Origin of the sequence: Paenibacillus allorhizoplanae (assembly GCF_927798215.1) — a bacterium.
GTDB classification, from domain to species: Bacteria; Bacillota; Bacilli; order Paenibacillales; family NBRC-103111; genus Paenibacillus_E; species Paenibacillus_E allorhizoplanae.
On the sequence record NZ_CAKMMW010000017.1, the window covers coordinates 148,468 to 172,137 of the forward strand.

The following is a 23,670-nucleotide window of genomic DNA, read 5'->3' on the forward strand; positions in this document are numbered from 1 at the left end:
GTCTTACCCCTCCATTTCGGTTTCCAGCTCTAAAATGCGTTTCTCTACATAACGAGTGTCTTTGTGTGCGTGGTACGTTTCTGCCTTTTCAACGATGACAGCCGTGTTATACTCCGGAATGCCTGCAAAAGGCTCATATACCCCCTTGGGTATTAAGCTGTTGCCCTCTGGCCAATGCACCTCAATGTTGCCCTGCTTAACATCTGCCTGCTTCACTCTGCCATGCATGCTTCCGTAACCATTATAGACCACGATGGCTTCCCCTTCGTTTAAGGCGAGTCCCTTCGCATCTTCTTTATGAATGAGCACATCGTAGCGATCCGCTTCATTGAACGGATCAACGTCGCTGTAGATCATCGAGTTGAACTGCTTGCCGCGGCGCGTCGTCACCGCGAAATGCCCCTCCGGCTTCCGCAGCTCCGGAAGCTCGATCGGCAGCAGCCGGCCGCGGCCATCCGGCGTCGGACAGACGCCGTCTTCGCACAGCCACGCGCCGCCGGACTGGAACACATCCCCGCGCTCCCGCAGGTGCTGGATGCCGTCGTAGCTCGGCGCGGCTTGCGCAATCTCCGCGCGGATCGCCTCCGCTGTGCCGCAGCCTAGCAACGCTGTGGCTTCGGGCTTCACCCGGCGGGCGAGATCGACGTAGATGTCCCACTCCGCTCGGGCTTCACCGATGCGGGGACCTGCGATCTCGGGTGAGAAATACACCATCCGCTCCGTCGAGGTGGATGTGCCTCCCCCCGGCTGCTCGTAGCGCGTCATCGCGGGCAGCACCACTACGGCCTCCCGTGCGTCGAGCAGCGTGGAGGTGTTGAGAATGATGTCCTGGTGGACACGGACGTCGATGTTGGTAAGTGATTGTCGGACGAACTCCGGGTCCGGCATCGTCTCGAGGAAGTTGCCTCCGGATGTGTAGAACAACCGGAGCTTCCGCTCCTGCTCCTCGGGCAGGAGCGCATTCTCGAGGGTGACACCGACGATGTCACCCTGCCAGCTCGGCAGCTCGAAGCCCCAGAGCTGCTCGATGCGTTTGCGGTCGGCGGCGCTGCTGATCTCGCCGCCCGGCAGGGAGAAGGGATCGGCGCCCATTTCGCCGGATCCCTGCACGCCGCTGTGGCCGCGGATGGGCATCAGCCCGCAGTACTCGCGGCCGAGAAAGCCCCGCAGGAGGGCGAGATTCGCCACCTGCGAGATGTTGTCCGTGCCGAAGCGGTGCTGTGTGAGCCCCATGCTCCACACGAAAACCGCGCTAGCGGCACGCGCCAGAATTGCAGCGAGCTCACTGATGCGCTCGCGGGTGAGCCCGGACGACTGCGTGAGCGTCGTCCAGTCCTGCTGCGCCACGTGGGCGCGCAGCTCTTCGATGCCGTTCGTGTGCGCAGCCACGAACGCATGGTCAATCGCGGAGCCGGGCTCGCGCGCCTCCATCTCGAACCACACCTTCATGATGCCGTTCATGAAGGCAATATCCCCACCAATGTTCACTTGGTACACATCGTCAGCCAGCTTGGTGCCGAATAGCGCTGATTCGGCAATGGAAGGAATCCAGTACTGCTCCATCGACGGCTCGTAGTACGGGTTAATGACAATGATCTTCGTCCCTTTGCGTTTGGCCGCATACATATACTTCGTCGAGACCGGCTGATTGTTCGCGGCCACACTACCCCAGAATACAAGGACGTCCGTGCCGATCCAGTCCTTGTAATTGCAAGTCGATGCACCCACGCCTACGGAGCGCTTCAGTGCCGTCTTCGACGGCGAGTGGCAGATGCGTGAGGCATTGTCGATATTGTTCGTCCCGAGCAATCTCGCTACCTTCGCTGCCACATAGTACGACTCGTTCGTAATCCCTCTCGCCGTTAAGTAGAACGCCATCTGCTTCGGGTTCAACCCGCGCATCTTCGAAGCAACCGTATCCAGCGCCTCATCCCACGTGGCGCGGCGGAAACGTCGCTCACCCTTCTTGCGGATGAGCGGATACGGAATGCGTCCGAGTTGACGAAGCTCGGTGGAACTCATACGGCTGAGCTCGTCGATGTCCGCATGGAGCAGCTCCTCGCGAATAGCTGGCATCGTATTCAGCCGCAGGACGTTCAGCCTTGTCGTGCAAATGTGCGGCCCTACCAGCGTCTGATCGTAAAGGCCAGACACGCCAAGTGCACATCCATCGCACACCCCTTGTGTTAGAATCCTCACCGCGTAGGGCAGATTATCGCGATTTTGCCACGCAATTTTAGCCGTCTCTCGAATATGCTTCGGCTTCACTTTACCGAGACCGAACGGTATCTTACTTACCCATAGCTTAGGGTCTGGTTTCGCAGGCAGCTTGATCGGCCCTGTGTGCTTCGTTTTCCCCAAATTGAACGCCTCCCATTATGTCTATGTATGTTATTTCTTTGTCCTGCCCACCTTGAATTCTCTCCTCTTGTGCGCCCATAGCTACTTAGAAGCAAAAAACCACCGCAAAACAACCCCAAGCCCCTCTTTGCGAGAAGAGTCTCGGGTTGTCTCACAGTGGTTAGTCTCCGGCAGGTTCGCTACCAAGTGCCAAGCACCTTACTTATGTATATGTAGATGTACGAGCAGTTAGTTATCCGTGTCTTGTACCGAACTTCTTTTCCAAATCTTCATCAAAGACGAATACCGACATCCCTATATCCTGCGCAATATCGATATCAACGAACAGTTGAATGAACTTCGCGCCAAGCAGCGCTTCCATCTCTACAGGCGGGTGATCCTTGTAGATTTCTTTGACCATTTCTGTGCGTGCCGTGCGGAGCATTTGCCTGCCATCGCCCGTCTTCGCCATAAACTTCTCTACTGGAGAGAGGTTTCCTGCCATTTCGCAGATCGCCCAGCTTTTGCAGAAGGTCGTCGTTACGCGTTCCGGCCCTTTGCCCATGTGCTTCTTGCGATAAGCTTTTACCAGATTACTAAACTCGGCCTCCATACGATTCATTGGTCAGCCACCTTTATGTTTACTAGCTACTATCTCCTTTTATCATAGCAAGAAAGCCCTTACCTGACAACATCGCTAGATCCTAGTCGTGCGACTTAACTACTCTGTAACTCCTAGCTCCTGTCTTAGTTATCCCCCTCCTATCCAGCACAAAAAGCCGCCAGCATCCGCTGACAGCCCTATAGCACTACTTTGATTTAATGATGACATCCTCACTATGCATATCCCCGGCAAAAAGATAGTTCTTCGATTGCCTGCGCTTTGGGCAGCAGGCGGTCGTATACCCTACAATTAAAATGCCCCTGCTGGTAAGCACGCTACAGTCATGTGCTTCCCACAGGGGCATTTGTGCATCAATAAAACTTCTATTCATCATCTTCCCATTTACGCGAATAAGCCTTCTTCGTTATCCAAATCGTTAGCCCAATCACGATAATAATCGCGATGACACTTCCAATAACTGCACCAACCACCTAGCACACGCCCCTTATATCTACTCTTATATCCCATTGTATCAAAACTCGCCCAGCCAAACAGCATCCACTTCGACAATTCCGCAATAGAATCCTAACCTCCAACCCTTTCAGAACAAATCCAACTGCCTCGGCGCCAACCCCTCGTAGTCCAGGTCTAGCATGCTCATCAACGTTTTCGCATTGCCTGCTGCATGTCCACCTGAGTTGTTGTTGAAAATGATGCAAATCTCCCGTGTCTGCTCCTGCAAGCGGAGCAACCTCACCTTCCACTCCAACAATTCCTGCGGATTGTAGTCGTACAAGTACCGCACATCGCGCCAGTTGGCCTCGTTCGTCTGCACCCATCCCCCGACATTCCGTCCGTGGAAGCGAACCATCGTCATGTCAGGATGCGTGGCCTCCAAGACGATCGGAACAGATCCAATCCCTGCCTGCGGCTCATCGCAGATGCTATGCATCCAGCCCTCGCGCTTCATGAAGGCCAGCGTCTTGTCCCGCATGTCCTCCGTGAACCAGCTCTGATGGCGGAACTCCAGCGCTAGTGGCACATCGCCCATTCTCGCCTTCGCCTCCCGAATCACATCCACATTCGCCTTGTTGCACGCAAACCAAGGCGGATACTGAAACAGCACCGCCTTCAACTTCCCCGCTTCCTGAACGGGTCGAATCGACTGTAAGAACGCCTCGTACATCTGGTCTTCCCCACCGGCAAAAGGATTTTCTCCCCGCAGGTGACCTGTCATCCCTTGGTAGGCCTTGATAATAAACCCAAAATTCTCAGGTGTCTCTTGGACCCACTTCACATAATTACGTTCAGGCTGTACGGCGTAGAAGGAGGTATCTACCTCCACGATCGGGAAATGAGCGCCGTACGTCATGAGCTTCCCTTTGCCCCCGCCCAAGTCGTGGTCACCCCAACCAGCCAAACCGATATTAATCACTATCATCACCCCGTGCACAATCGCTATGATAAAAGTATTCGTTCATCTATCATAACATCCTCGTGCACCATACCCAAGAAATACGCGCTCATTATCGTGCAAAAAAGCGCGCCCCCTCCATGAAGGGACGCGCTTTACATCTATTATTCGTTTACAGCCAACCAATGACCTGGCGTCACTTCGATAAACCGCGACCGCTCCAGCCCGTACGGATCCTGTATCGTCGAGTCAATGAGCGGCACGAACGCCTTACGCGACTCTACCGCCGGATCAGGAACTGGAATCGCCGCGAGCAGCGACTTGGTATACGCGTGCATCGGGTTCGCATACAACTCTTCGCTCTCTGCGAGTTCAACGATCTTGCCCTTGTACATCACGGCTACGCGGTCACTGATATGCTTGACCATCGAAAGGTCGTGAGCGATAAATAGATACGTCAGCCCCAGCCTCTGTTGTAACTCCTCCAACAGCTTGACGATCTGCGCTTGGATGGAAACATCCAGAGCCGACAATGGCTCGTCGCAAACGATAAACTCCGGCTCGACCGCCAGTGTTCTAGCGATGCCGATCCGCTGCCGCTGTCCGCCAGAGAACTCATGCGGATAGCGCATAGCGTGAGATGGGCTGAGACCGACCATCTCAAGCAGTTCCTCAATCCGATGCTGCCGTTCCCCTTTGCTGCTCGTCATGCGATGGAGATCTAACGCCTCCCCAATGATATCAGCAACGCGCATACGCGGGTTCAGGGAAGCATACGGATCTTGGAAGATCATCTGCATATAGCGACGCATCGTCTTCATTTCCCTGCGGGATAATCGGTTCAGCGAGATGCCCTTGTACAACACCTCTCCGCCCGTCGCTTCGTTTAACCGCAAGATGGTCCGGCCTGTGGTGGATTTACCGCAGCCTGATTCTCCTACAACGCCTAACGTCTCCCCGGCACGGATATCGAAGCTGACATCGTTGACTGCTTTGATGATCTGGCCTTTGCCTAGATTGAAATGCTGTCTGAGCGACCGCACCTCCAGCAATGGGCGATCATCTGCTGAACGAGTAACAGAGGAAACCAGTTTAGGTTTCTTCTTCTCGTCAAGCCTTGGCAGTGCGTTCAGTAGACGCACCGTGTAGGGATGCTTCGGAGCAGAGAAAATTTCCTCCGTCGTGCCCGTTTCAACGACTTCGCCATCCTTCATGACCACGACCCGATCGCACATGCCGGCTACGACACCTAGATCATGCGTGATCAAGATGATGGATGTGCCGAGCTTACGCTGAATCTCCTTCATCTGGTGCAAAATTTGCGCCTGAATGGTGACGTCAAGCGAAGTCGTCGGCTCGTCCGCAATAAGCAGCGACGGTCGACAAGCAAGCGCGATAGCAATCATTACCCGTTGACGCATACCACCGGAAAACTCATGGGGATACTGATAGTAGCGTGCTTCTGCGTGGGGGATCCCAACTAGCTTCAGCATCTCAATCGCTTCCCGCTGTGCTTCTTCTTTGCCAAGTCTCCGATGCTTAATCAGACTCTCCTCAATCTGTCGACCGATGCGCATCGTCGGGTTCAGCGAGGACATCGGATCTTGGAAGATCATGCCGATATCGCGACCGCGAATATGCTCCATTTCGAGATCTGACTTATCAGCGAGGTTCTGTCCATGGAAGAGAACCTCTCCCCCCTTCACCATCGAAGGAGGCGATGGCAATAACCTCATGATCGTACGTGCTGTAACGCTCTTCCCGCTGCCGGATTCGCCCACGATCCCCAGCGTCTCTCCCTCACGAACAGAGAAGCTTACGTTACGAACCGCTTCAACCTCCTTATCTCGTGTGTAGAAAGAGACAGACAATTGCTTCACTTCTAAAATCGATGTCATATAATCACCTTTGAGTTGGGATAAACTTGAAAAGAAAGTTTCTATCATTCGTAAATACATGTTAAAATATAAGTTAATTATATCGCAACCATAAAAAAATTATATAATTCAAATAAAATAAACTATTTTCCGACCATTATTGACATTTTCAGCTACCACTCTTAAAATCTACTATATCGATCGGAATAATGCAATATAAACGACCGACAAAGGAGCATACGAACTTGACCGGGCATACTTCAGCTATGGATTCACCTCTAGTCGACCGACTCGGGAACATTTTTTCCAAAATGCTATTGCATCCAACTTATCGCTTTCTGCTACTACTGGCGGGGGCTCCCTTGCATCTAATCGTCTATGTGGTCTACCTGTCCAACAAGAAGAAGAGTATGCATAAGGCTAAGTTGGAGAAGTTAGAACAGCAATGGATTTCCTCCGGATATCGAGAGCAACTGTTCAAGGAGGCGAAAGAACAACTCCAACGCAAGCATCGATTCTTCGGACAGACCGTCACCCCAGAGAAACTGGATCGCGAAGCTAACCAAATTGCGGCGATCAAGTTCAAGGAAGCGTTATTACGTCACCTTGATACTGAGCAAGATGGAAACGGCAAGTCGCAGACGACCTATGCCGATACATTTATCCAGTTGATCCGACACCCGGCGTTTCTGACTATATCCATTATTCCCGGTGTTCTTATGTACATTCTTATGTTGATCTATAACAACGCCTATTTCAAATATATCGCTGAACGGCTCGTGATGACCGTTTTCGTCATTTTTGGCGTCGCTTTTCTAGTCTTTACCATTCTCTATCTGTCGCCTTTGAATCCTGCTGCTAACATCATCGGGGAAACAGCAACAGCAGAGCAGATTGCCAAGTTTAATCAGCTCTACGGTCTTGATCAACCTTATCTGACTCAGCTTTGGCATACGTTCCGCGGTATCCTGACTTTCGATTTAGGCAAATCCTTCGCAGGCAACGAAGTAGTCACCACCTCCATCGCTGCGAAGTTTCCCGTGACGCTGACGCTAACCGTCATCTCCACAATCGTAGCCGTACTGATCGCCCTGCCGATCGGGTTGGTATCTGCCACTCGGCCGAATTCTTTCTTTGACTATACGTTCATGCTAATTGCATTGATTGGGTTATCGATCCCTAACTTCTGGCAAGGGCTCGTCCTTATCTTGAATTTCTCGATCAAGCTGCACTGGCTTCCCGCTACATATAATCCGCAGAATGCACTGACGATGATCATGCCGATTGTTGTATTAGGAACAGGTCTTACCGCGGCAGTTGCTCGGATGACGCGTTCTTCTACACTGGAAGTCATCCACGAGGATTATATTACGACAGCCCGAGCCAAAGGGTTATCTCGCAGGCAGGTGCTTTGGAAGCACGCCGTGGGTAATGCACTAATCCCGATTATTACGGTCATCGGACTTCAATTCGGTGCGATGCTCGGCGGAGCGGCTGTGACGGAGAAAGTTTTCAATATCAACGGAATTGGTAGCTATATCGTGGACAAGCAGTTCATTCCCGATATTCCCGCAATTATGGGTGGCGTCGTCTATACAGCCATCACAATCTCTATCGTCAATGTCGTCATTGACATTTTATACGCCTTTTTTGATCCAAGAATCCGTTCCAAAATGAAACAATACTAGCAGGTGACAACGTGACCAAACCGATACTTACTAAACAGGACACTCATTTCAGATTACGTACCTGCTCCGAATACGGACAGGCTAGCTTTGCGGGGATCGCTTCCTTAAGCTTGGCGCTGGTATTGTTAATCAACAGCTTCGAAGGATCTCAACTGGCTGTGCATTCCGCCGTGTTCGCTGCCTTTGTCTCTTATTTGGTCTTTGCGCTTCTTCAATTGGGAACAATGGCTTTGATCCGCAGAGATCTGCTCCAGCATGGCGAGATACGCCGCACCACTCGTTGGTTAGGCTACCTGCTATTGCTCAGCTTGCTGACTGCTAATATTTTCATCGTTACAGCTGCCTTTCAACTCATCAAACGCAAGAAGAGCGCAGCGTATATCCTCTCGTTCTACGCATTGTTGACGACCTTGTTCGTTTTCGCTGTCTCAGCTCTAAACGTCTTCAAGCCGTATGTATCTAACTTATTCGTACCGGGTATGGGTCTTATTTTAGCCGCGGGAGCCGTTCAATTACTTGCTCTTCTTCTGATCTCCCGATATGCAGATAACCAGTTTCTGCCCAAGTGGTTCTGGGTCGTCGCGGTACTGCTGCTTGTAACTGCTCTAACGGGCAATGTGTTCGCCCTGGCGCTTGGCATCTTGTTGTTATCCAAACTTAAGAACAGCGATGTTTCGACCGGCACGAAATTGAATGAGGTTGTTGACCGGCTGTCCCGCAGTTCTACTTCCATGCTGGGTCTGTGGTTCATCGGCTTTCTCATTTCAATCTCGTTGTGCAGCTACTTGACGTTCGACTACGGGATGGCGATCGACAATAATTATGGAGCTATCCTGCAATCGCCAAGTCTTACCTATCCGCTTGGTACGGACAACTTCGGTCGATGCTTGTTCTCTCGAATCGTATTTGGTGCACGTATCTCGCTCTTTGTCGGTATTCTCTCGACCTTGATCCCCGTCATTATCGGAGGCTCACTGGGAGCGATATCTGGCTACTACGGACGCAGTACGGACAATCTCATCATGCGAGCACTTGATATCTTGTACGCAATTCCAGGCATCCTGCTCGCTATTGCTATCATCGCGGCATTCGGTGCCAGCACGGTCAATCTCATCATCGCACTGAGCGTCGGGTCCATTCCTACGTATGCTCGGACGATGCGAGCTAACGTGCTGCTCGTCTCTACACTTGAATATGTGCAAGCAGCGCGCGCTTTCGGGGCTGGCGATTTTATCATTTTGCTCAGACATATCATCCCGAACTCCATTGCACCGATGATCGTTAAGTCTACGTTAACCGTCGGCGGCGCCATCATCTCAACAAGCAGCTTAAGCTACCTCGGACTTGGTGTCGAACCGCATATTCCCGAGTGGGGTAATATTCTGAAGGTCGGAAGCTCCTATCTCGAGACTCATGCCTACACGGCCATCTATCCTGGCTTGGCTATCATCGCACTCGTACTGTCCTTCAACTTCCTTGGAGACGGACTACGCGACGCGCTTGATCCGAAGCTGGACTAAAACAAGCTAATCATCTCATCTTGGAATATTCATTCTTACTCCATGGACCTCATCGTTACACATACACTTGAAGGAATATGGAATGAATGTGCGTTCATACACACTTACTTTTACTAGGAGGGTCAATCTATGATTAAGAAAAGCAAGGTCGTCATTCCCGTCATCCTCGGTGCCTCTTTGATGCTAAGCGGATGCAATTTCACAACGAAGGATGACGCTGCTGCGTCACCAACACCATCAGCAGGAGCAACTGCTGCAGCGAACACTACCCCTGTCGATATCGAACTGTTGGGTATGAGCTCAAATGAAACAGACCTTAACATCGTTCGCGACCAGCTTACGAAGAATGGTTTTAACGTTAAGTTGAACATCCAACCGGATTACGGTACGTTCAAAGCGCAACAAGATGCAGGCAACTTCGATGCTGCCTTGTCCAGTTGGACCACTGTTACAGGTAACCCAGACTATGCGGTACGTTCCCTTTTCAAAACAGGTGGTGACTACAGCATTATGTCCGATCCAGAGATCGACAAGCTGATTGATCAAGCCGCAGGTCAGACACCAGAGCAGTACACAGAAACATACAAGACATTCGAACAAAAATTAGTGCTAGACAAGGCTTACATCGCACCGCTTTACAACTCACTTAAAGCACAAGCGTTCAATCAAGATGTTCTGAAGAAAGAGTCTGTACGTCTCTCGAAGTCACGTTCCCTGCCTTGGGAAGAGCTAGACTTCAAGGATACGGCCAAACGTGCCAAAGACCCGATCATTCTGCAATCCACGCTTCCTTCCTTAACATCGCTCGATCCGATCAAAGGTAATGATGGTTCGATTAATATTATCAACACGAACATGTACGTGCGCCTACTCAACTTGACAGATGACGATAAATTAACGGCTGAAGGCTCACTTTCGCACAACTTTGCAATCGCCAATGGCAATTCCGACTACTACTTCTTACTTCGTGACGATATCGACTTTGCACAAATTAAGAACAAACTAGCCGCTGACTCTGGCGAACGGGTTGGTGCTGAAGATGTTATTTTCTCGTTAAATCGCGCCAAAGACAAAAATTCCGTGCCAAATCACCGTACATTTACATTGCATGAGCATATTAAAAATGTAGAACTCGTGACAGACCCCGCGGTACTTGAATCGGTTAAAGTTTCCGGTGGCTCCGACACGATCAAATCGAGTTTGGAAAAAGGCCTTGGCACCAAAATCTCTTCCCTCGTATCTGATAAAAAGCAAGCAAGCAATAAAGAAGGTAAATATCAAGTTGTCAAGTTGACAACGACGGAACCGTTCCCGCAAGTTTTGAACTATCTCGCTCACCAGTCGGCGGGTATCGTCTCCAAGAAACAAGTTGAAAGCATCAATACGTACGACGTAGCTAAATATGATGTAAATAAAGACGTTGCTTACGGCGACCAAGCAACCATTACTGAAGGTGCTAAATACAACAATACATTGGCTACAAGCGGTCCTTACATTCTTTCCTACAAGAATGATTATGAGGCTGTCTTCTACAAAAACCCTGGGTATATGAAGGGTACGAAGTACGAGCCGAAAGTAGACTCCATCAAAATTCGTTTCATCAAAGATGCTGAAGCCTCCCTGTCAGCACTAAGAAGCGGTGAGATCCACTTGTACTACGGCGTGTCCGAAGTTAAGTTTGACGTTGTCAAAGCGGATACGAAACTTTCGCTCCAAACCATCCCAAGTAACGCTGTCTCCTACTTGCTGTTCAACACCAAGAACCGCGAGGTTGCTAAGAGCGCTGACTTGAGAAAAGCTATACTATACTCGATCAATCAAGACGAATTCCTTGCTTACTACAAGAACAACAAGTTTAAAGCGATCTCGACTCTAAGCCCACTTGTCAAAACGGGTTTAGAGCTCAAAGCAGATTCTGCTAAAGTGAAGGATTTCTTGAGCAAATATAACGCTAGCAAATCCACCAAATAGTTGATCAGCTGAACATGCTAAGAAGACTGCCTCATCGTCGATACGACGGTTGGGCAGTCTCTTTCATACAAACCACATCGCACAGACAGGAGCGAAACCAAATGCCAACTCCCGAAGCCAACCCAGTTAAACTGTCGCAATGGGATGCACTCATCCTAGAATCACTCAAGACCCATGAATCTTCCGCAGACGAGCTGCTTCAGCGGGTCCAAGCTGGTCAGCTTCCAGTAGATGACAGCAAGTTCCAATTCGACTATAAGCGCTTAACGGAGCTTGCGAGTGAGGATCTCGCGACGTTCGAGCAAGCTCTCCGTCACGGCTACCAGATCAAATACAATACGCTGCGCGGCATCGCCAGCTGGATTCTCGTCGTTTTCGGCCAAGAGGCCGAGTTACAGCTCGAGCCCGGTCACGAAGCGGTCGTTGCAAGTCTTACCGCGGAGCAGCATAAACGCCTGACTGCAGTGCTCTCCCACGGATGGGTCGTCCGTGGCGAACAGGCAGCTACGCCTGATGCGAGCACAACATACGTCATCGAGCCTCTCGTCCGAGGTTGATCAAACGTCATACTTATTACTTGTTCCACGATGTTGCTCATGATTTTATCTTTACAACTTCCATGGGAGCAGGTATAGTTACGCTATATAGGATTGACCCGGAGGAGCCTGCCAAAAGTGGGCTCTTTTTGTCTTTTTCAGGGAACTGCGGGTCGTCCATCACACATAATTCAGGACATTACTGGAAATCCTGAAATAAAGTTAAATGGAGGCAAATTTAGTGGAATTACAAGCTTACTGGGCTATCGGCATTTTCTTACTTATTTATGCGATTATCATTTCCGAGAAAATTCACCGTACCATTATCGCGATGATCGGAGCCGTGCTGATGGTTGTTTTTGGCATCGTCAGCCAAGAGACAGCTCTGCATCACATCGACTTCAACACGCTGGGCCTACTCATCGGGATGATGATTATCGTGGGCATTACAGCGGAGACGGGGCTTTTCAAATATGTCGCGGTGAAGGCAGCTAAGCTCGCCAAGGGACAACCGCGAAGGATATTGATCGCGCTCGTGATTATCACAGCGGCATGCTCTGCCTTTTTGGACAATGTAACGACCGTCCTTCTCATGGTCCCTGTCACCCTGAGCATTACGAGACAGCTTCGCGTGAATCCATTTCCGTTCCTTTTCACACAAATCTTGGCCTCGAATGTTGGGGGGACAGCCACGCTGATCGGCGATCCACCTAATATTATGATTGGCAGCGCAGTGAAAGAGCTTACGTTCATGGCATTTATCTCGAACCTGACACCAATCGTCATCATCATCCTATTGGCTTATATTCCATTGTTCCTGCTGCTTTTCGGGAAACAAGTCAAATCCACCCCTGAGCTGCAACAGAGCATTATGGAGATGGATGAGAACGCAATGCTAACGGATCGTAAGCTGCTCTGGAAATGCCTCATCGTTCTGGCACTTACCATTCTAGGCTTCTTCTTGCATCAAAGCTTGCATTTGGAATCGGCAACAGTTGCATTGAGCGGCGCGTTTCTGCTGCTTCTCCTTACTGGCGAGCACATGCTGGAGCCTGCTTTTGCTAGTATCGAGTGGCCTACGATCTTCTTCTTTGTCGGTCTTTTCGTGCTCGTATCCGGGCTTGTAGAAACAGGTGTAATAACCCAACTAGCTGTACACGCGATTGAACTGACAGGTGGCAATGAGCTTGCAACCTCCATGCTGATCCTATGGCTGAGCGCGATTGCATCGGCTTTCCTCGATAACATCCCATTCGTAGCCACGATGATTCCATTGATTCAGGAAATGGGCAATATGGGCGTCAGTAATCTAGAACCGCTATGGTGGAGTCTAGCATTGGGTGCTTGTTTGGGGGGCAATGGCACATTGATCGGGGCGAGCGCAAACTTGATTGTTGCTGGCCTAGCCGGCAAAGAGGGTTACCCAATCACCTTTGTGAAATATTTGAAATATGGCTTCCCGCTGATGATCATTTCGATCGTTCTGTCCAGCTTATATATTTATTTCAGGTATTTGATGTAATAAAAAGGAGGTAAGTGCCATGTTAACGTACACGTTTGACGAGACCGCCATCGAACTCAGTGAAACAGCTAACGACCAAGATATTGAATTTCGTATTCACGTTCTCGGGGATGCGACTATGGATCAACGGGTGAAAGACGTTCAGCTCGATTTTGACCATAACCACGTTATGACCGATGTCTTGTTCTACGCTTATCACGATCATAACTACCAATTCATTGTCCGCATGGATTACTACGAGGCCTTTATTCTATCTCTTATGAAGCATCGCATTTTGACTAGTGTCACTTGGGTGTAGCCAAGTTAGCAACATTGTTTACACAATTGAAACACTTGGGTGAGAAGACGAGGAGGAACTGACATGATTCACTACTGGCTAGTCCTGCTTGCCATTGCAGTAGCCATTGCCTATTTGGCGGATAAAACGAAGCAACCCTACCCTACACTGCTCGTCATTGCTGGTTTACTCCTTGGACTTCTCCCCATTCCCGCTATGGATGAGTTGAAAGATTACATTGCTTCCGACCATGTGTTTCAAACTACAGTTATTCTTATCTTCTTATCCGCCCTCATTGGGGATGCCGCGATCAAGCTGCACTTCCATGAGGTGAAGGAAAACAAGCGGCCTATCCTGCTGCTCTCCTTACTCGGTACAATGATTACCTTTGTTCTTGTAACCGTGCTCTGCTCCGTTTTCTTAGGTCTCTCCCTGCAAAGGGCACTCGTATTCGGCGCCTTAATGGCCGCTACAGATCCCGTTTCCGTGCTCAGTATCTTCAAGTCGCTAGGACTTAACTCAAAGCTATCCACCATCGTCGAGGGTGAAAGCTTAGCCAACGACGGTGTCGCCGTCGTCCTGTTCAAAATTGCACTAGTCACCACAATGCTCAGCATGTCCAGTCTCCTTGATGGCACATTAGAGTTTGCTAAAGTGGTTATCGGCGGCATGGCAATCGGGATCTTGGGCGGCTTCCTAGCTTCCAGAATTACCTCACGCATCGATAACTATCTCGTCGAAATTGGTCTATCCATCGTCTTATTCTATGGCGTATTCGAAGTCGCTGAGATGTTCCATCTTTCGGGGGTAATCTCGGTCGTCTTCGCTGGGCTATTGCTCGGGACTTACGGGAAAAACATCGGCATGTCCGATACCACACTGGAGAAAATGGACTCCTTCTGGGAAGTCATCGCCTTCATTGGCAATGCCCTTATTTTCCTTATGGTGGGCTTGGAAATTTCGAACATCAACTTCACGGACAAATGGCTAGAGATCGGCGGCAGTATCGTCATCGTCCTCCTCGCCAGATTCATTGCCGTGTATGCAAGTCTCGCTATGGATCGCGATATGCCTTCGGCTTGGAAGCCCATCATCGCTTGGGGCGGGCTGAAGGGCTCGCTGTCCATAGCGCTCCTGCTAGGTGTGTCGCCTGACTTCGAAGGTCGCGACCTGCTGCTCGCGATGACGTTCAGCAATGTCGTATTCTCACTGCTCGTTCAAGGGACGACCTTGAGTCGATTAGTTGCGCTACTGAAGGTGAAATAAGGGGATGGTGCTACCGTCGACGATCCCCCTCAACAGACACGACAAAAAAGAGCCAAGAGGACCAACCCCCCTCCCGGCTCTTCTTCTATTTCTGCGTCAATCGTCCGTACGTTTCCTTATCACAAATGACGAAAAGCTTAGCTCCCTGCGGAATCTCTTCATGAAGCCTTTTATTGATATTCAGATGCTCGCCATCTGAGATCAGTGTCGCACCCTTTTGCAGCAAATCCTGAAAAGCATCATGGAACGTCACCCACTTCGCCTGTGTAGGGATCTCGTAGAGGTCCTCCCCCTGGGGCGTACGGGTTAGCAGCTGCGTAAGAATCTTAGAGCTGCCTGGATTGAAGGCGGAGCGTACCGCAAGCTGCGAAATGGTCTCACTGCCAAAGATGAATTCATCGATGCGAATGTGCTGGAAGTTGGGCAGATTTTGCTTATCACGGATCTCCACTATCGTGTACACGTGGTTATAATTGCGCTCGATGGTCGTCGCGACCAGTAAGGTTTTGCCATCGACGAAGGCGGGATCGCGAATCGTGTTCTGGAACTGAGTCACTTCATCGGCGAAAATGAACACCGCCCTCGCCTTCGATGTATTGGCCATTTCGAGTGTCGCCACGAGCTGCGGATTGCCCAGCACATAATGCACCCGCTCATGGTGAATCGGGCTTTTTTCCAGCGTATCTATAAGAACAACCTCCACAACGGGGTCTGAGTTCAGGATCTCTTTAATCGCATTCTCCGCATGCTGGCTCCAATCAATAATCACAAAATGGTTCGTACCCGCATACCTCAATTTGCCTTCCTCCTTCTTCCGCTGGTAAACAAATAACGCATCCACGACTTTGCTAATCGTAATTGAAATAAGTCCAATACCGAAGATATAGACGACGATCCCTAAGCATTTGCCTGCAACTGTATGTGGATAAAAGTCACCATAGCCCACTGTCGTAACGGTCGTCATCACCCACCACAAGCCGTTAAATCGGGTCTCAAAGGTGCTCGGCTCTAGCTCATAGGCTAACAGCGAACTTCCCCCAATGAACACCACCGCTACTCCAAAAATAAAGAGGTTATTCCATCGGATTAGACGCAATAAGAATTTCGAGAAGAAAAGCATGATGACCTCCTGACAGGCATAGGCCCAACAATTTCCAAACTATTCATCTAGTATATCAAGAAAAATGCTCTTAGATGAATGAATCGTAACGCATCTGCCTCTTTCAACTCACGATTTTTTTCATTTTGTCGGGAATCCGACATTCTAGCGTGAAATCATGTGATAATATACATATAACAGATTGGAATACTCGGTATTAAACGATGATGTGCACTCTTTAAGAAATAAGAATGGGAGAATGATCCTATTATGGACCAATTACATGAGTTTGCTGACATTCAGGAAAAAGACCCCACAAAGGAAGTCATGCTTGAGGCTTTTCGAAAACATGGCATTAGTCATACTTACCGAAAAAATGAGTTTGTTTTTCAGGAAAATGACTTGCCAAGCGGTGCCTATTATGTGGCTTCAGGATTAATTAAGATTTCCCAATCCTCCGAGGAGGGGCAAGGAATTACCTTGTTTCTTCGCTATGAGGGGGAAGTTTTCGGCAATGCGGAAGTGTTGACGAACATAGCTCGGAAGCGCTACGCCAAGTGTCTCGTGGACAGCCAAATCCTTACACTAGACAGTCGGAAGTTTCTCGAATTAGCCAAGGAAAATGCAGAGTTTTCCTATTCCGTCGCCGTTCTAGGTGCTCGCAGACTCCTGCAAACACAGCGAATGGTCGAAACTTTAATCTCCCGCCCCGTCGCCTGGAGGCTCGCTTGGTTCCTCCTGCAGTTGGGCAAACCGACGGATGAGAAGCTCGAAGTTCAGGTGCCGCTCAGTCATGAAGAGATCTCCTATGTCATTGGCTGCAGCAGACAAACCGTCACGGAAACATTGAACAAATGGCGCGATAAAGGACTTATCGATTATGCCAAAAAGAAGATCGTTGTCTATCATCCGAACCGTTTCTTCACCGACATTTAGACGAACATCAGCCTGGAGGCCAACCCTATGATCACGATAAATCATGTGAATAAATCCTTTTCACAGAAAAAAGGCAAATCTTATACGGCTTTAGATCACGTTTCTCTCACGATTAAAAAGGGAGAATTCGTCTCCATCGTAGGACCTTCAGGCTGTGGGAAATCCACCCTCTTGAATCTGATCGCCGGATTCGAACAAGTGAGCAGCGGAACGATTACCGTCAATGGGCAAAAGGTTACTGCGCCAGGAGCCGATCGCATTGTCGTTTTCCAAGAACACGGCTTGTTTCCTTGGCTTACGGTACTGGATAATGTGGCCTTCGGTTTGAAGCAAAAAGGGCTATCCAAGAAAGAACGCTATGCACTTGCTTCTGAACAAATTAAAGCTGTGCACTTGAGCAAGTTCATCGATCGTTATCCGCATGAGCTGTCTGGCGGGATGAAACAAAGAGTAGCGATTGCCAGAGCGCTCGTTATGGATCCTGAGATCCTCTTAATGGATGAACCCTTTGCAGCATTGGATGAGCAAACGCGCTTCATTTTACTGAAGGATTTGGAAGAGATTTGGCTTAAGACCGGTAAAACCATCTTGTTCATTACGCACAACATTCGTGAAGCCGTCATGTTATCAGATCGTGTTGTCGTGATGGCAACGCAGCCAGGCAGGGTTAAGAAGGAATTCGCCGTGCAGGCAGCTAGGCCTCATCAAAGCAGTGATCCGCTCATTCATGCTTTGGAAAATAAAATTATGGAAGCTCTGACGGATGAGCTCGAGAAGGTAGTCAGAGAGGAGCTTGGCCATGCATACAGCCTTAAGAAGAACGCTATTTCTAATTCTGCTGCTGATCATATGGGAGTTGGGATTTAGAATTTTCCAGTGGGGGTGGAAGTTTCCTTCCCCGCTGCAAACCTTCCAGGCCTTCTATGACGGGTTTGTTAACGGACATCTCTTAAGTGCCATTGGAGCTAGTCTCCGTCGCTTACTCATTTCATTTGCCATTTCCATTGGGATTGGGACACTATTAGGTTATTTATTTGCTCGCTATCGGTATTTTGACGAAACCTTTGGCTTTGTCGTTGTTGCCCTCCAGACCGTCCCGAGTATCGCTTGGCTTCCCTTTGCAATTATCTGGTTCGGACTCAATGACACTTCGGTCATTTTCATTACGACTATTGGCGCAACATGGACAATGTCGATGGCAAGCCGTACAGGGATCATGAACATTTCCCCGATTCATCTACGAGCTGCGCAAATGCTGGGAACAGGCAGCGGATACCGCTTATTCTTTCAAGTGCAGCTGCCGGCGGCATTTCCCCATTGGATTACAGGCATCCGCGTAGCTTGGGCCTTCGCATGGCGGGCACTTGTAGCTGGCGAGCTGATTGCCAAAGGCGTGGGGCTCGGGCAAATGCTGCAGGATGGACGCGGACTTGGCGATACGGCAACGATCCTGTGTGTCGTCATCATCATCGCTGTGATCGGTACCATTTCAGATCATTTCTGCTTTAAACAACTAGAGGATCGCATTGTGCTTCGTTTTCAGCTTAAGAAATAAATGGCGTTTCCTAGAACCAAATAAGGGGGAATTAGTGTGAAAAAAGTAGGTTGGATCATGAGTTTGGTTTTAGTCGTACCCTTGGTTTTGTCTGCTTGCGGCCAGAGTAAAGAGACTGCTTCAAGCGCTGTCAGTACGACTGTGAAAATTGGTATTTTGAAAAACGTCACCCATGCTCCGGGATTTATCGCCCTGCAAAACAACTATTTTCAGGACGCTTTTGGTAAAAACGCCAAGATTGACGTCACGGCTTTTGACAATGGAGCGGACTTCGCAACAGCGATTGCCACGGATCAAATTGATATTGGCTACGTGGGACCGGGACCGGTCATCAATCAATATTTGAAAAGCAAAAATATCCGAGTCATTGCTGGCGCGAATAACGGCGGTGCCGTATTAGTTGCACGCAAGGACGCAGGCATCAACTCTGTTAAGGATCTCGTCGGCAAAACAGTAGCTGTTGCTGCTAAAGGAGGCACGCCAGATCTATCCCTTCGTTTGCTGCTCAAACAGGAAGGATTAAAAGTATCGACCGATACGTCAGGCGTACAAATCGTTACGCGTGCCCCGGCAGATACGTTAGTTGCGATCCGTCAGAAAGAAGTGGACGCGACCTTGATTGCAGAGCCTTGGGGCACACAGATTATCCAAGAGGGTTCTGGTACAATTTTAGTCGACTGGAACAAGATCCCGCCAAAAGACGGGAACTATCCGTTAACGATTCTCGTAGCCAGCGATACGTTTCTGAAGGATCACCATGATTTGGCCAAAAAAGCCGTGAAAGCCAACAAACAAGCGATCGATTTCATTCAGCAAAACCCGAGCAAAGCTTATGATCTGATTAGCGATGAATTGAAGCAGTTAACGGGTAAAGGAATGGAACCTGCGCTCATCAAAACCGCTCTCGACCACTTGAAATTAACCGAAGAGATCACGTTAGAGGATATTAATGAGCAGGCTAAAACCTCTTTTGATGCAGGGTACTTAAAAGTGAAAGCGGAAGAGTTGGATTTCAGCAAATTCCTCGATTTATCTCTTTTAAATGAAGTGCGAAAAGAAAAATAACCATATGTGACTGAGGAGGCCTTCACTTGTTTATACAACCACAGGAAAACCTATTACCTGATTATCATGAGCACATCAAAGTCGTCATTCTTGGTACGGGCACACCGAGGGCTTTTTATGGCAGGGCGAAGGCAGGCGTCGCTATTCTCGCAGGGGATAAAACCTTTCTATTCGATTGCGGAGGCGCGACCGTTGATCAATTGATTAAGGCGGGGATTATGCCGCAAAGGATTTCGGATGTCTTTTTCACACACCATCATAGCGATCATAATTCAGGGTTTTTCGATGTCTTCATCACGAGCTGGCGGACACATGTGATCGCGGATCGGGTTTTTGAGGGGCGAAAAGGGCCTATGAATGTCTATGGACCCACTACAACGAAAGAGATTATTGGCAAAATGAGAGCCTCATTCGATTTCGACGTAAATCTCCGAGTGAACTATAACTTCTCTGCGGGTGAAGGAGCGGACATTCGTTATTTTGAAAGCAACGATGGTGTTGTTTACGACCAAGGCGGCATTAAAATCACCGCTTTCGAAGTCGATCATAAACCTGTTGATCCTGCTATTGCCTATAAATTCGAGTTCAACGGGAGGTCGGTAGTCATTTCGGGCGATACCATCCCGGTTGACAATATGATCAAACATAGTCGCGGTGCGGATTTACTTGTACACGAATCTTATAACAAAGCGTGGTTGGACGCGCTGATTGCCAAATTTCCAGAGCAGACCATTGGCCTGTCTAATCCAGCCAAGTATCATTCAACGACGCACCAAGTGGCAGAAATCGCCCGAGAAGCAGACGTGGCTCATCTGGTGCTCACCCATCACATTCCTGCTCCTGCCGCCACTGAGGAGGCGGAGGCCGCCTACACAGAAGGCATGAGCGACATCTACGAGGGACGAATTACGATGGCTCGAGATTTAATGGTATTTGACCTCTCGTAATGAAAAGCAGCCCTGAGTTATTCGCCCAGGGCTGCTTCTTTATCTGCCACGCTTATTTAGCTGCTTGTTTCGCCCATTTGGCTTTCAGCGCACTTTCGATCTCCGTGTATACCTGCTCCGTTGTTTTACCATCTGTGGAGATGCCTAGTTTGGCTGCTTTCTTGTTCACAGCCTCTGATTTCTTCGCTTGTTTCGCTGCTTTCTTTGCTTCTTTGGCAGCTTTCAAGGCTGTACGGATTTCCTTGCCTGTTTTGCCATCCATCGCGATACCCGCTTCGGTCGCTTTTGCTTGCAACTTCGTTACAGCAGCTGCTTTCAAGGCTGCTTTCAAGGCTGCTTTCAGCTCCTTGTTCGTCAGACCATCCGCGCTCACGCCTAGCTTGGTGGCTTTCTCATGCAACTTCACGCCAACAGCAGCTTTGATCTCCGTTTTGAGCTGCTCCGCTGTCTTGCCATCTGTGGAGATACCCAATTTAGCTGCCGCTGCATTCAGGCGTTCGGTATGCTTCGCTGTGCCAGCCGCTTTCAACTCTGTCTTAATCTCCTTGTTCGTTTTACCGTCTGTCACTATGCCATAAGCTTGCGCTTTTTCTAATAAAAGTTGTTTCATAGGATGCAACTTGCTTGCCTGCGACGTTGCTGCATCTCCTTGTACATTTTCGGCGAAAGCCGCCACCGGAACGGAGCATACAATCGCACCTACCAATACTATTCCTGCTAACTTCTTCTTCAACATGTGGAATCACTCCTCGATTCGTTTAATGGCTGTATACCTTACGAACCCTATCTTATCCCATAGTTATGTCATAAGTTTGTCATGCGAGGACATTTATACTGTTGGGAAAAAGATTTTGAACACCGTCCCAGCCCCCAGCTGCGACTCGACCCGAATGGAACCGCCGTGCGCCTCGATAATGTGTTTACAAATCGTTAAACCCAGCCCTGCGCCGGAGCGATTGCGGCTTTCGTCCGCTTTGTAAAACCGATCAAACAGATGTGGCAGTTTCTCTGGAGAGATGCCCTGCCCATCATCCCACACCTCGATCCATCGCTCCTGCCTGACCGCCTTCACGCGGATCCCTGCTTGCGAGCCTTCTGGGATGTGATTGATTGCATTATCTAGTAAATTGATGAACACTTGCCGGAGTCGATCCGCGTCAGCCTTGACAGTGTAGGGGGCCTCACTATCTGCACTGATCTCAATTCCCTTGCCTTTCGCCTTCATCTTCAGCTGCGTCACGACGAGTCCAATTAACTCTGGCAGATCAACGGCTTGCATCGTCAGCTTCACCTGCTTTTCCTCAAACGAAGACAGCTCCAGCAGATCATCTACCAAATGGCTTAATCGCAATGTCTCCTGGAGGGAGATATCGATAAATTCCTTCGCATCTTCAGGTTCTACCACGCCATCCGTGATGCCCTGCAGAGAGGCCCGAATCGTCGTCAGCGGGGTCCTTAGCTCGTGAGAAATTTCGGAGAGGAACCGCTTGCGGCCTTCTTCGACCTTTTGCAGCTTGCCTGCCATTCGGTTGAGCGATCCCGACAACGAGGCGATTTCATCTTTTCCGCGTACAGGCACCCTACCGCTAAAATCCCCCAGTGCCAGCGCCTCCGCTGTCTTGCTCATCTGCTGCAGAGGCTTTACAAAGTGCCGCGACACAAAGTACAGAAGCGCAATAGCCAGTAGTGCAACCACGAGGGCAGAAATATAAATAGCGCGATTAATCTCATTAATCGTACCTTGAATGTTCACGATAGGCGTATACAGGAAAATCGCCCCAACCACTCGGTTGTCCTGTAGGACTGGACGTCCGACGATCAGCATTTTGACATTGCTATTCTGTGTAAATGTACTCTTCACCGTCACCGGGTTACCGGAGAGCACCTTCTCCACCCAACCTAGCCTGGCAGGAACTTCGCCTACAGCTTGGATTTTATCCAAGGTCGCTCGAGGATGTCGAATGACCGAAACGCGGACATTTGAGGTTTTCTCCATCGCATTAATTTGCTTGCGGAAATCCTTCTGAGCCGTCGAATTATCGAACAAATCCTTCGCTAGCTCCTCCACTTGCTCCACTTTTTCCAATAAAAGCTTCTCGCTGCGGTCGTACGTCTTCTGCTTCATCGTGTAACCAATTGCACCCGAAATCGCTAAAATAGACACCACCGTAATAGCTATGTATATAAATAATAGCTTGCGATAAAAGGAACTCAGCATATGCCAGGTCCCTCAAACTTATATCCCACACCCCACACCGTGCGGATACTCCAGTCCTCTTTCCCTGCGGTGAGCTTCTGTCTTAATCGTTTGATATATAAATCGACCACACGGTCCTCACCTTCGAAATCCCACCCCCAGATCTTAGCGATCAGATCCTCGCGCGTGAACACTTGATTCGGATTCCGTACGAAAAACAGCAGCAGCTCATACTCCTTCTTCGGCAGCGCCACAACCTGCCCATCAACGGTTACCTCATGGGCTAGGCTATCAATACGCAAGCTGCCGACCTCGTATACATTGGCCGCAGGCGCTACTTGGGTGCGAAGCCCCGTCCGACGAAGGATTGTCGTTACCCGTGCGACCAGTTCATTCGGGTCAAAAGGCTTCACCAAATAGTCGTCAGCTCCCATCCGCAGGCCTTCCACGCGCTCATCCACGTGGCCTCGCGCCGTTAGCATCAGAATCGGCACATCGCTTTGTGCACGGACCATCTGACAGACGGACCACCCGTCGCGCTTCGGCAGCATAATATCCAGCACAATGAAATCGGGCTGCAGCTCTTTAAACCGTTCGAGCGCCTGCTCGCCGTCATTCGCCGTCGCTACCTCGAAACCGTTCTTTTCCAGGTATAGCTTCGTTATTTTGCATATATTCAGATCATCATCTACGACTAATACCAATGTCACGTGTGGTCACGCTCCCTATTTAAAACCTTATCCTTTTATTTTACTGGATAATTGTGATGGAAAAATTTCTTTTCAGCGTATTCTAGTATACTCTTTCTGCTACACATACAAATAGAACAGTCCTTCAGCTTCCGTCGGCTGGGAGA

Annotated in this window: 21 protein-coding genes; 12 read left to right on the plus strand and 9 right to left on the minus strand. The window is 49.5% G+C overall.

The annotated features are described in order from the left end of the window. Positions 1–3: 3 nt before the first annotated feature. The 5 genes from L6I86_RS24140 to L6I86_RS24160 all read right to left on the minus strand — a co-directional run bounded on the left by L6I86_RS24140 (position 4) and on the right by L6I86_RS24160 (position 6,256). Positions 4–2,361, minus strand: coding sequence for an FdhF/YdeP family oxidoreductase (locus L6I86_RS24140; RefSeq protein WP_236290970.1), 2,358 nt, complete (start codon positions 2,359–2,361; stop codon positions 4–6). Between the two features lie 232 nt (positions 2,362–2,593). Then, the gene (locus L6I86_RS24145; RefSeq protein ID WP_236290971.1) at positions 2,594–2,962 is read right to left on the minus strand and encodes a Na-translocating system protein MpsC family protein; all 369 of its coding nucleotides are present in this window, start codon (positions 2,960–2,962) and stop codon (positions 2,594–2,596) included. A gap of 384 nt (positions 2,963–3,346) precedes the next feature. Next, positions 3,347–3,514, minus strand: a complete 168-nt coding sequence (locus tag L6I86_RS24150; RefSeq protein ID WP_236290972.1) for a hypothetical protein — start codon at positions 3,512–3,514, stop codon at positions 3,347–3,349. A 31-nt stretch (positions 3,515–3,545) separates the two neighbouring features. Further along, complete coding sequence (locus L6I86_RS24155) at positions 3,546–4,379, minus strand: DUF72 domain-containing protein (RefSeq protein WP_236291006.1); 834 nt, start codon at positions 4,377–4,379, stop codon at positions 3,546–3,548. A 143-nt stretch (positions 4,380–4,522) separates the two neighbouring features. Beyond that, complete coding sequence (locus L6I86_RS24160; RefSeq protein WP_236290973.1) at positions 4,523–6,256, minus strand: ABC transporter ATP-binding protein; 1,734 nt, start codon at positions 6,254–6,256, stop codon at positions 4,523–4,525. Between the two features lie 224 nt (positions 6,257–6,480). Between L6I86_RS24160 and L6I86_RS24165 the strand changes: the two genes are divergently transcribed. From L6I86_RS24165 to L6I86_RS24195, 7 genes are all read left to right on the plus strand, one after another. Then, the gene (locus tag L6I86_RS24165) at positions 6,481–7,923 is read left to right on the plus strand and encodes an ABC transporter permease (protein ID WP_236290974.1); all 1,443 of its coding nucleotides are present in this window, start codon (positions 6,481–6,483) and stop codon (positions 7,921–7,923) included. 11 nt (positions 7,924–7,934) lie between these two features. After that, positions 7,935–9,443, plus strand: a complete 1,509-nt coding sequence (locus L6I86_RS24170) for an ABC transporter permease (protein WP_236290975.1) — start codon at positions 7,935–7,937, stop codon at positions 9,441–9,443. Positions 9,444–9,572: 129 nt separating this feature from the next. After that, on the plus strand, positions 9,573–11,414 hold the full coding sequence (locus L6I86_RS24175) for an ABC transporter substrate-binding protein (RefSeq protein ID WP_236290976.1): 1,842 nt from the start codon (positions 9,573–9,575) through the stop codon (positions 11,412–11,414). A 101-nt stretch (positions 11,415–11,515) separates the two neighbouring features. Beyond that, entirely contained in the window at positions 11,516–11,971 is a 456-nt protein-coding gene (locus L6I86_RS24180) for a hypothetical protein (protein WP_236290977.1), read from the plus strand. Positions 11,972–12,191: 220 nt separating this feature from the next. Further along, positions 12,192–13,472, plus strand: coding sequence for an ArsB/NhaD family transporter (locus L6I86_RS24185; RefSeq protein ID WP_236290978.1), 1,281 nt, complete (start codon positions 12,192–12,194; stop codon positions 13,470–13,472). A gap of 19 nt (positions 13,473–13,491) precedes the next feature. Beyond that, positions 13,492–13,770 (plus strand): hypothetical protein, encoded by a 279-nt coding sequence (locus L6I86_RS24190; RefSeq protein WP_236290979.1) that lies wholly within the window; start codon positions 13,492–13,494, stop codon positions 13,768–13,770. Between the two features lie 63 nt (positions 13,771–13,833). Then, positions 13,834–15,015, plus strand: coding sequence for a cation:proton antiporter (locus L6I86_RS24195; protein WP_236290980.1), 1,182 nt, complete (start codon positions 13,834–13,836; stop codon positions 15,013–15,015). An 85-nt stretch (positions 15,016–15,100) separates the two neighbouring features. Here the strand turns inward: L6I86_RS24195 and L6I86_RS24200 are convergent, their stop codons facing one another. Further along, a complete protein-coding gene (locus tag L6I86_RS24200) occupies positions 15,101–16,135 on the minus strand; it encodes a potassium channel family protein (RefSeq protein ID WP_236290981.1) in 1,035 nt (344 codons plus the stop codon). A gap of 249 nt (positions 16,136–16,384) precedes the next feature. Here L6I86_RS24200 and L6I86_RS24205 point away from each other — a divergent pair, with 249 nt between their 5' ends. Genes L6I86_RS24205 through L6I86_RS24225 form a run of 5 tightly spaced genes read left to right on the plus strand, consistent with a single transcriptional unit; the run spans position 16,385 to position 20,617 of the window. Further along, entirely contained in the window at positions 16,385–17,050 is a 666-nt protein-coding gene (locus L6I86_RS24205; RefSeq protein WP_236290982.1) for a Crp/Fnr family transcriptional regulator, read from the plus strand. A 27-nt stretch (positions 17,051–17,077) separates the two neighbouring features. Continuing rightward, entirely contained in the window at positions 17,078–17,917 is an 840-nt protein-coding gene (locus tag L6I86_RS24210) for an ABC transporter ATP-binding protein (protein ID WP_236290983.1), read from the plus strand. Further along, entirely contained in the window at positions 17,850–18,605 is a 756-nt protein-coding gene (locus L6I86_RS24215; protein ID WP_236290984.1) for an ABC transporter permease, read from the plus strand. The genes L6I86_RS24210 and L6I86_RS24215 overlap by 68 nt, the downstream gene beginning before the upstream one ends. Before the next feature lie 36 nt (positions 18,606–18,641). After that, entirely contained in the window at positions 18,642–19,670 is a 1,029-nt protein-coding gene (locus L6I86_RS24220; RefSeq protein ID WP_236290985.1) for an ABC transporter substrate-binding protein, read from the plus strand. Positions 19,671–19,696: 26 nt separating this feature from the next. After that, positions 19,697–20,617 (plus strand): MBL fold metallo-hydrolase, encoded by a 921-nt coding sequence (locus L6I86_RS24225; protein WP_236290986.1) that lies wholly within the window; start codon positions 19,697–19,699, stop codon positions 20,615–20,617. Positions 20,618–20,669: 52 nt separating this feature from the next. Here the strand turns inward: L6I86_RS24225 and L6I86_RS24230 are convergent, their stop codons facing one another. The 3 genes from L6I86_RS24230 to L6I86_RS24240 all read right to left on the minus strand — a co-directional run bounded on the left by L6I86_RS24230 (position 20,670) and on the right by L6I86_RS24240 (position 23,524). Next, a complete protein-coding gene (locus L6I86_RS24230; RefSeq protein WP_236290987.1) occupies positions 20,670–21,353 on the minus strand; it encodes a hypothetical protein in 684 nt (227 codons plus the stop codon). A gap of 93 nt (positions 21,354–21,446) precedes the next feature. After that, on the minus strand, positions 21,447–22,835 hold the full coding sequence (locus L6I86_RS24235; protein ID WP_236290988.1) for a sensor histidine kinase: 1,389 nt from the start codon (positions 22,833–22,835) through the stop codon (positions 21,447–21,449). Then, the gene (locus tag L6I86_RS24240) at positions 22,829–23,524 is read right to left on the minus strand and encodes a response regulator transcription factor (protein WP_236290989.1); all 696 of its coding nucleotides are present in this window, start codon (positions 23,522–23,524) and stop codon (positions 22,829–22,831) included. The genes L6I86_RS24235 and L6I86_RS24240 overlap by 7 nt, the downstream gene beginning before the upstream one ends. Positions 23,525–23,670: the final 146 nt, after the last annotated feature.

Excerpts from the sequence above, each read along its gene's own strand:
- L6I86_RS24175 (WP_236290976.1), top strand. The coding sequence starts at position 9,573 with ATGATTAAGAAAAGCAAGGTCGTCATTCCCGTCATCCTCGGTGCCTCT.
- L6I86_RS24215 (WP_236290984.1), top strand. The coding sequence starts at position 17,850 with ATGCATACAGCCTTAAGAAGAACGCTATTTCTAATTCTGCTGCTGATC.
- L6I86_RS24235 (WP_236290988.1), bottom strand. The coding sequence starts at position 22,835 with ATGCTGAGTTCCTTTTATCGCAAGCTATTATTTATATACATAGCTATT.
- L6I86_RS24160 (WP_236290973.1), bottom strand. The coding sequence starts at position 6,256 with ATGACATCGATTTTAGAAGTGAAGCAATTGTCTGTCTCTTTCTACACA.
- L6I86_RS24200 (WP_236290981.1), bottom strand. The coding sequence starts at position 16,135 with ATGCTTTTCTTCTCGAAATTCTTATTGCGTCTAATCCGATGGAATAAC.
- L6I86_RS24145 (WP_236290971.1), bottom strand. The coding sequence starts at position 2,962 with ATGAATCGTATGGAGGCCGAGTTTAGTAATCTGGTAAAAGCTTATCGC.
- L6I86_RS24210 (WP_236290983.1), top strand. The coding sequence starts at position 17,078 with ATGATCACGATAAATCATGTGAATAAATCCTTTTCACAGAAAAAAGGC.
- L6I86_RS24205 (WP_236290982.1), top strand. The coding sequence starts at position 16,385 with ATGGACCAATTACATGAGTTTGCTGACATTCAGGAAAAAGACCCCACA.
- L6I86_RS24195 (WP_236290980.1), top strand. The coding sequence starts at position 13,834 with ATGATTCACTACTGGCTAGTCCTGCTTGCCATTGCAGTAGCCATTGCC.
- L6I86_RS24190 (WP_236290979.1), top strand. The coding sequence starts at position 13,492 with ATGTTAACGTACACGTTTGACGAGACCGCCATCGAACTCAGTGAAACA.
- L6I86_RS24230 (WP_236290987.1), bottom strand. The coding sequence starts at position 21,353 with ATGTTGAAGAAGAAGTTAGCAGGAATAGTATTGGTAGGTGCGATTGTA.
- L6I86_RS24180 (WP_236290977.1), top strand. The coding sequence starts at position 11,516 with ATGCCAACTCCCGAAGCCAACCCAGTTAAACTGTCGCAATGGGATGCA.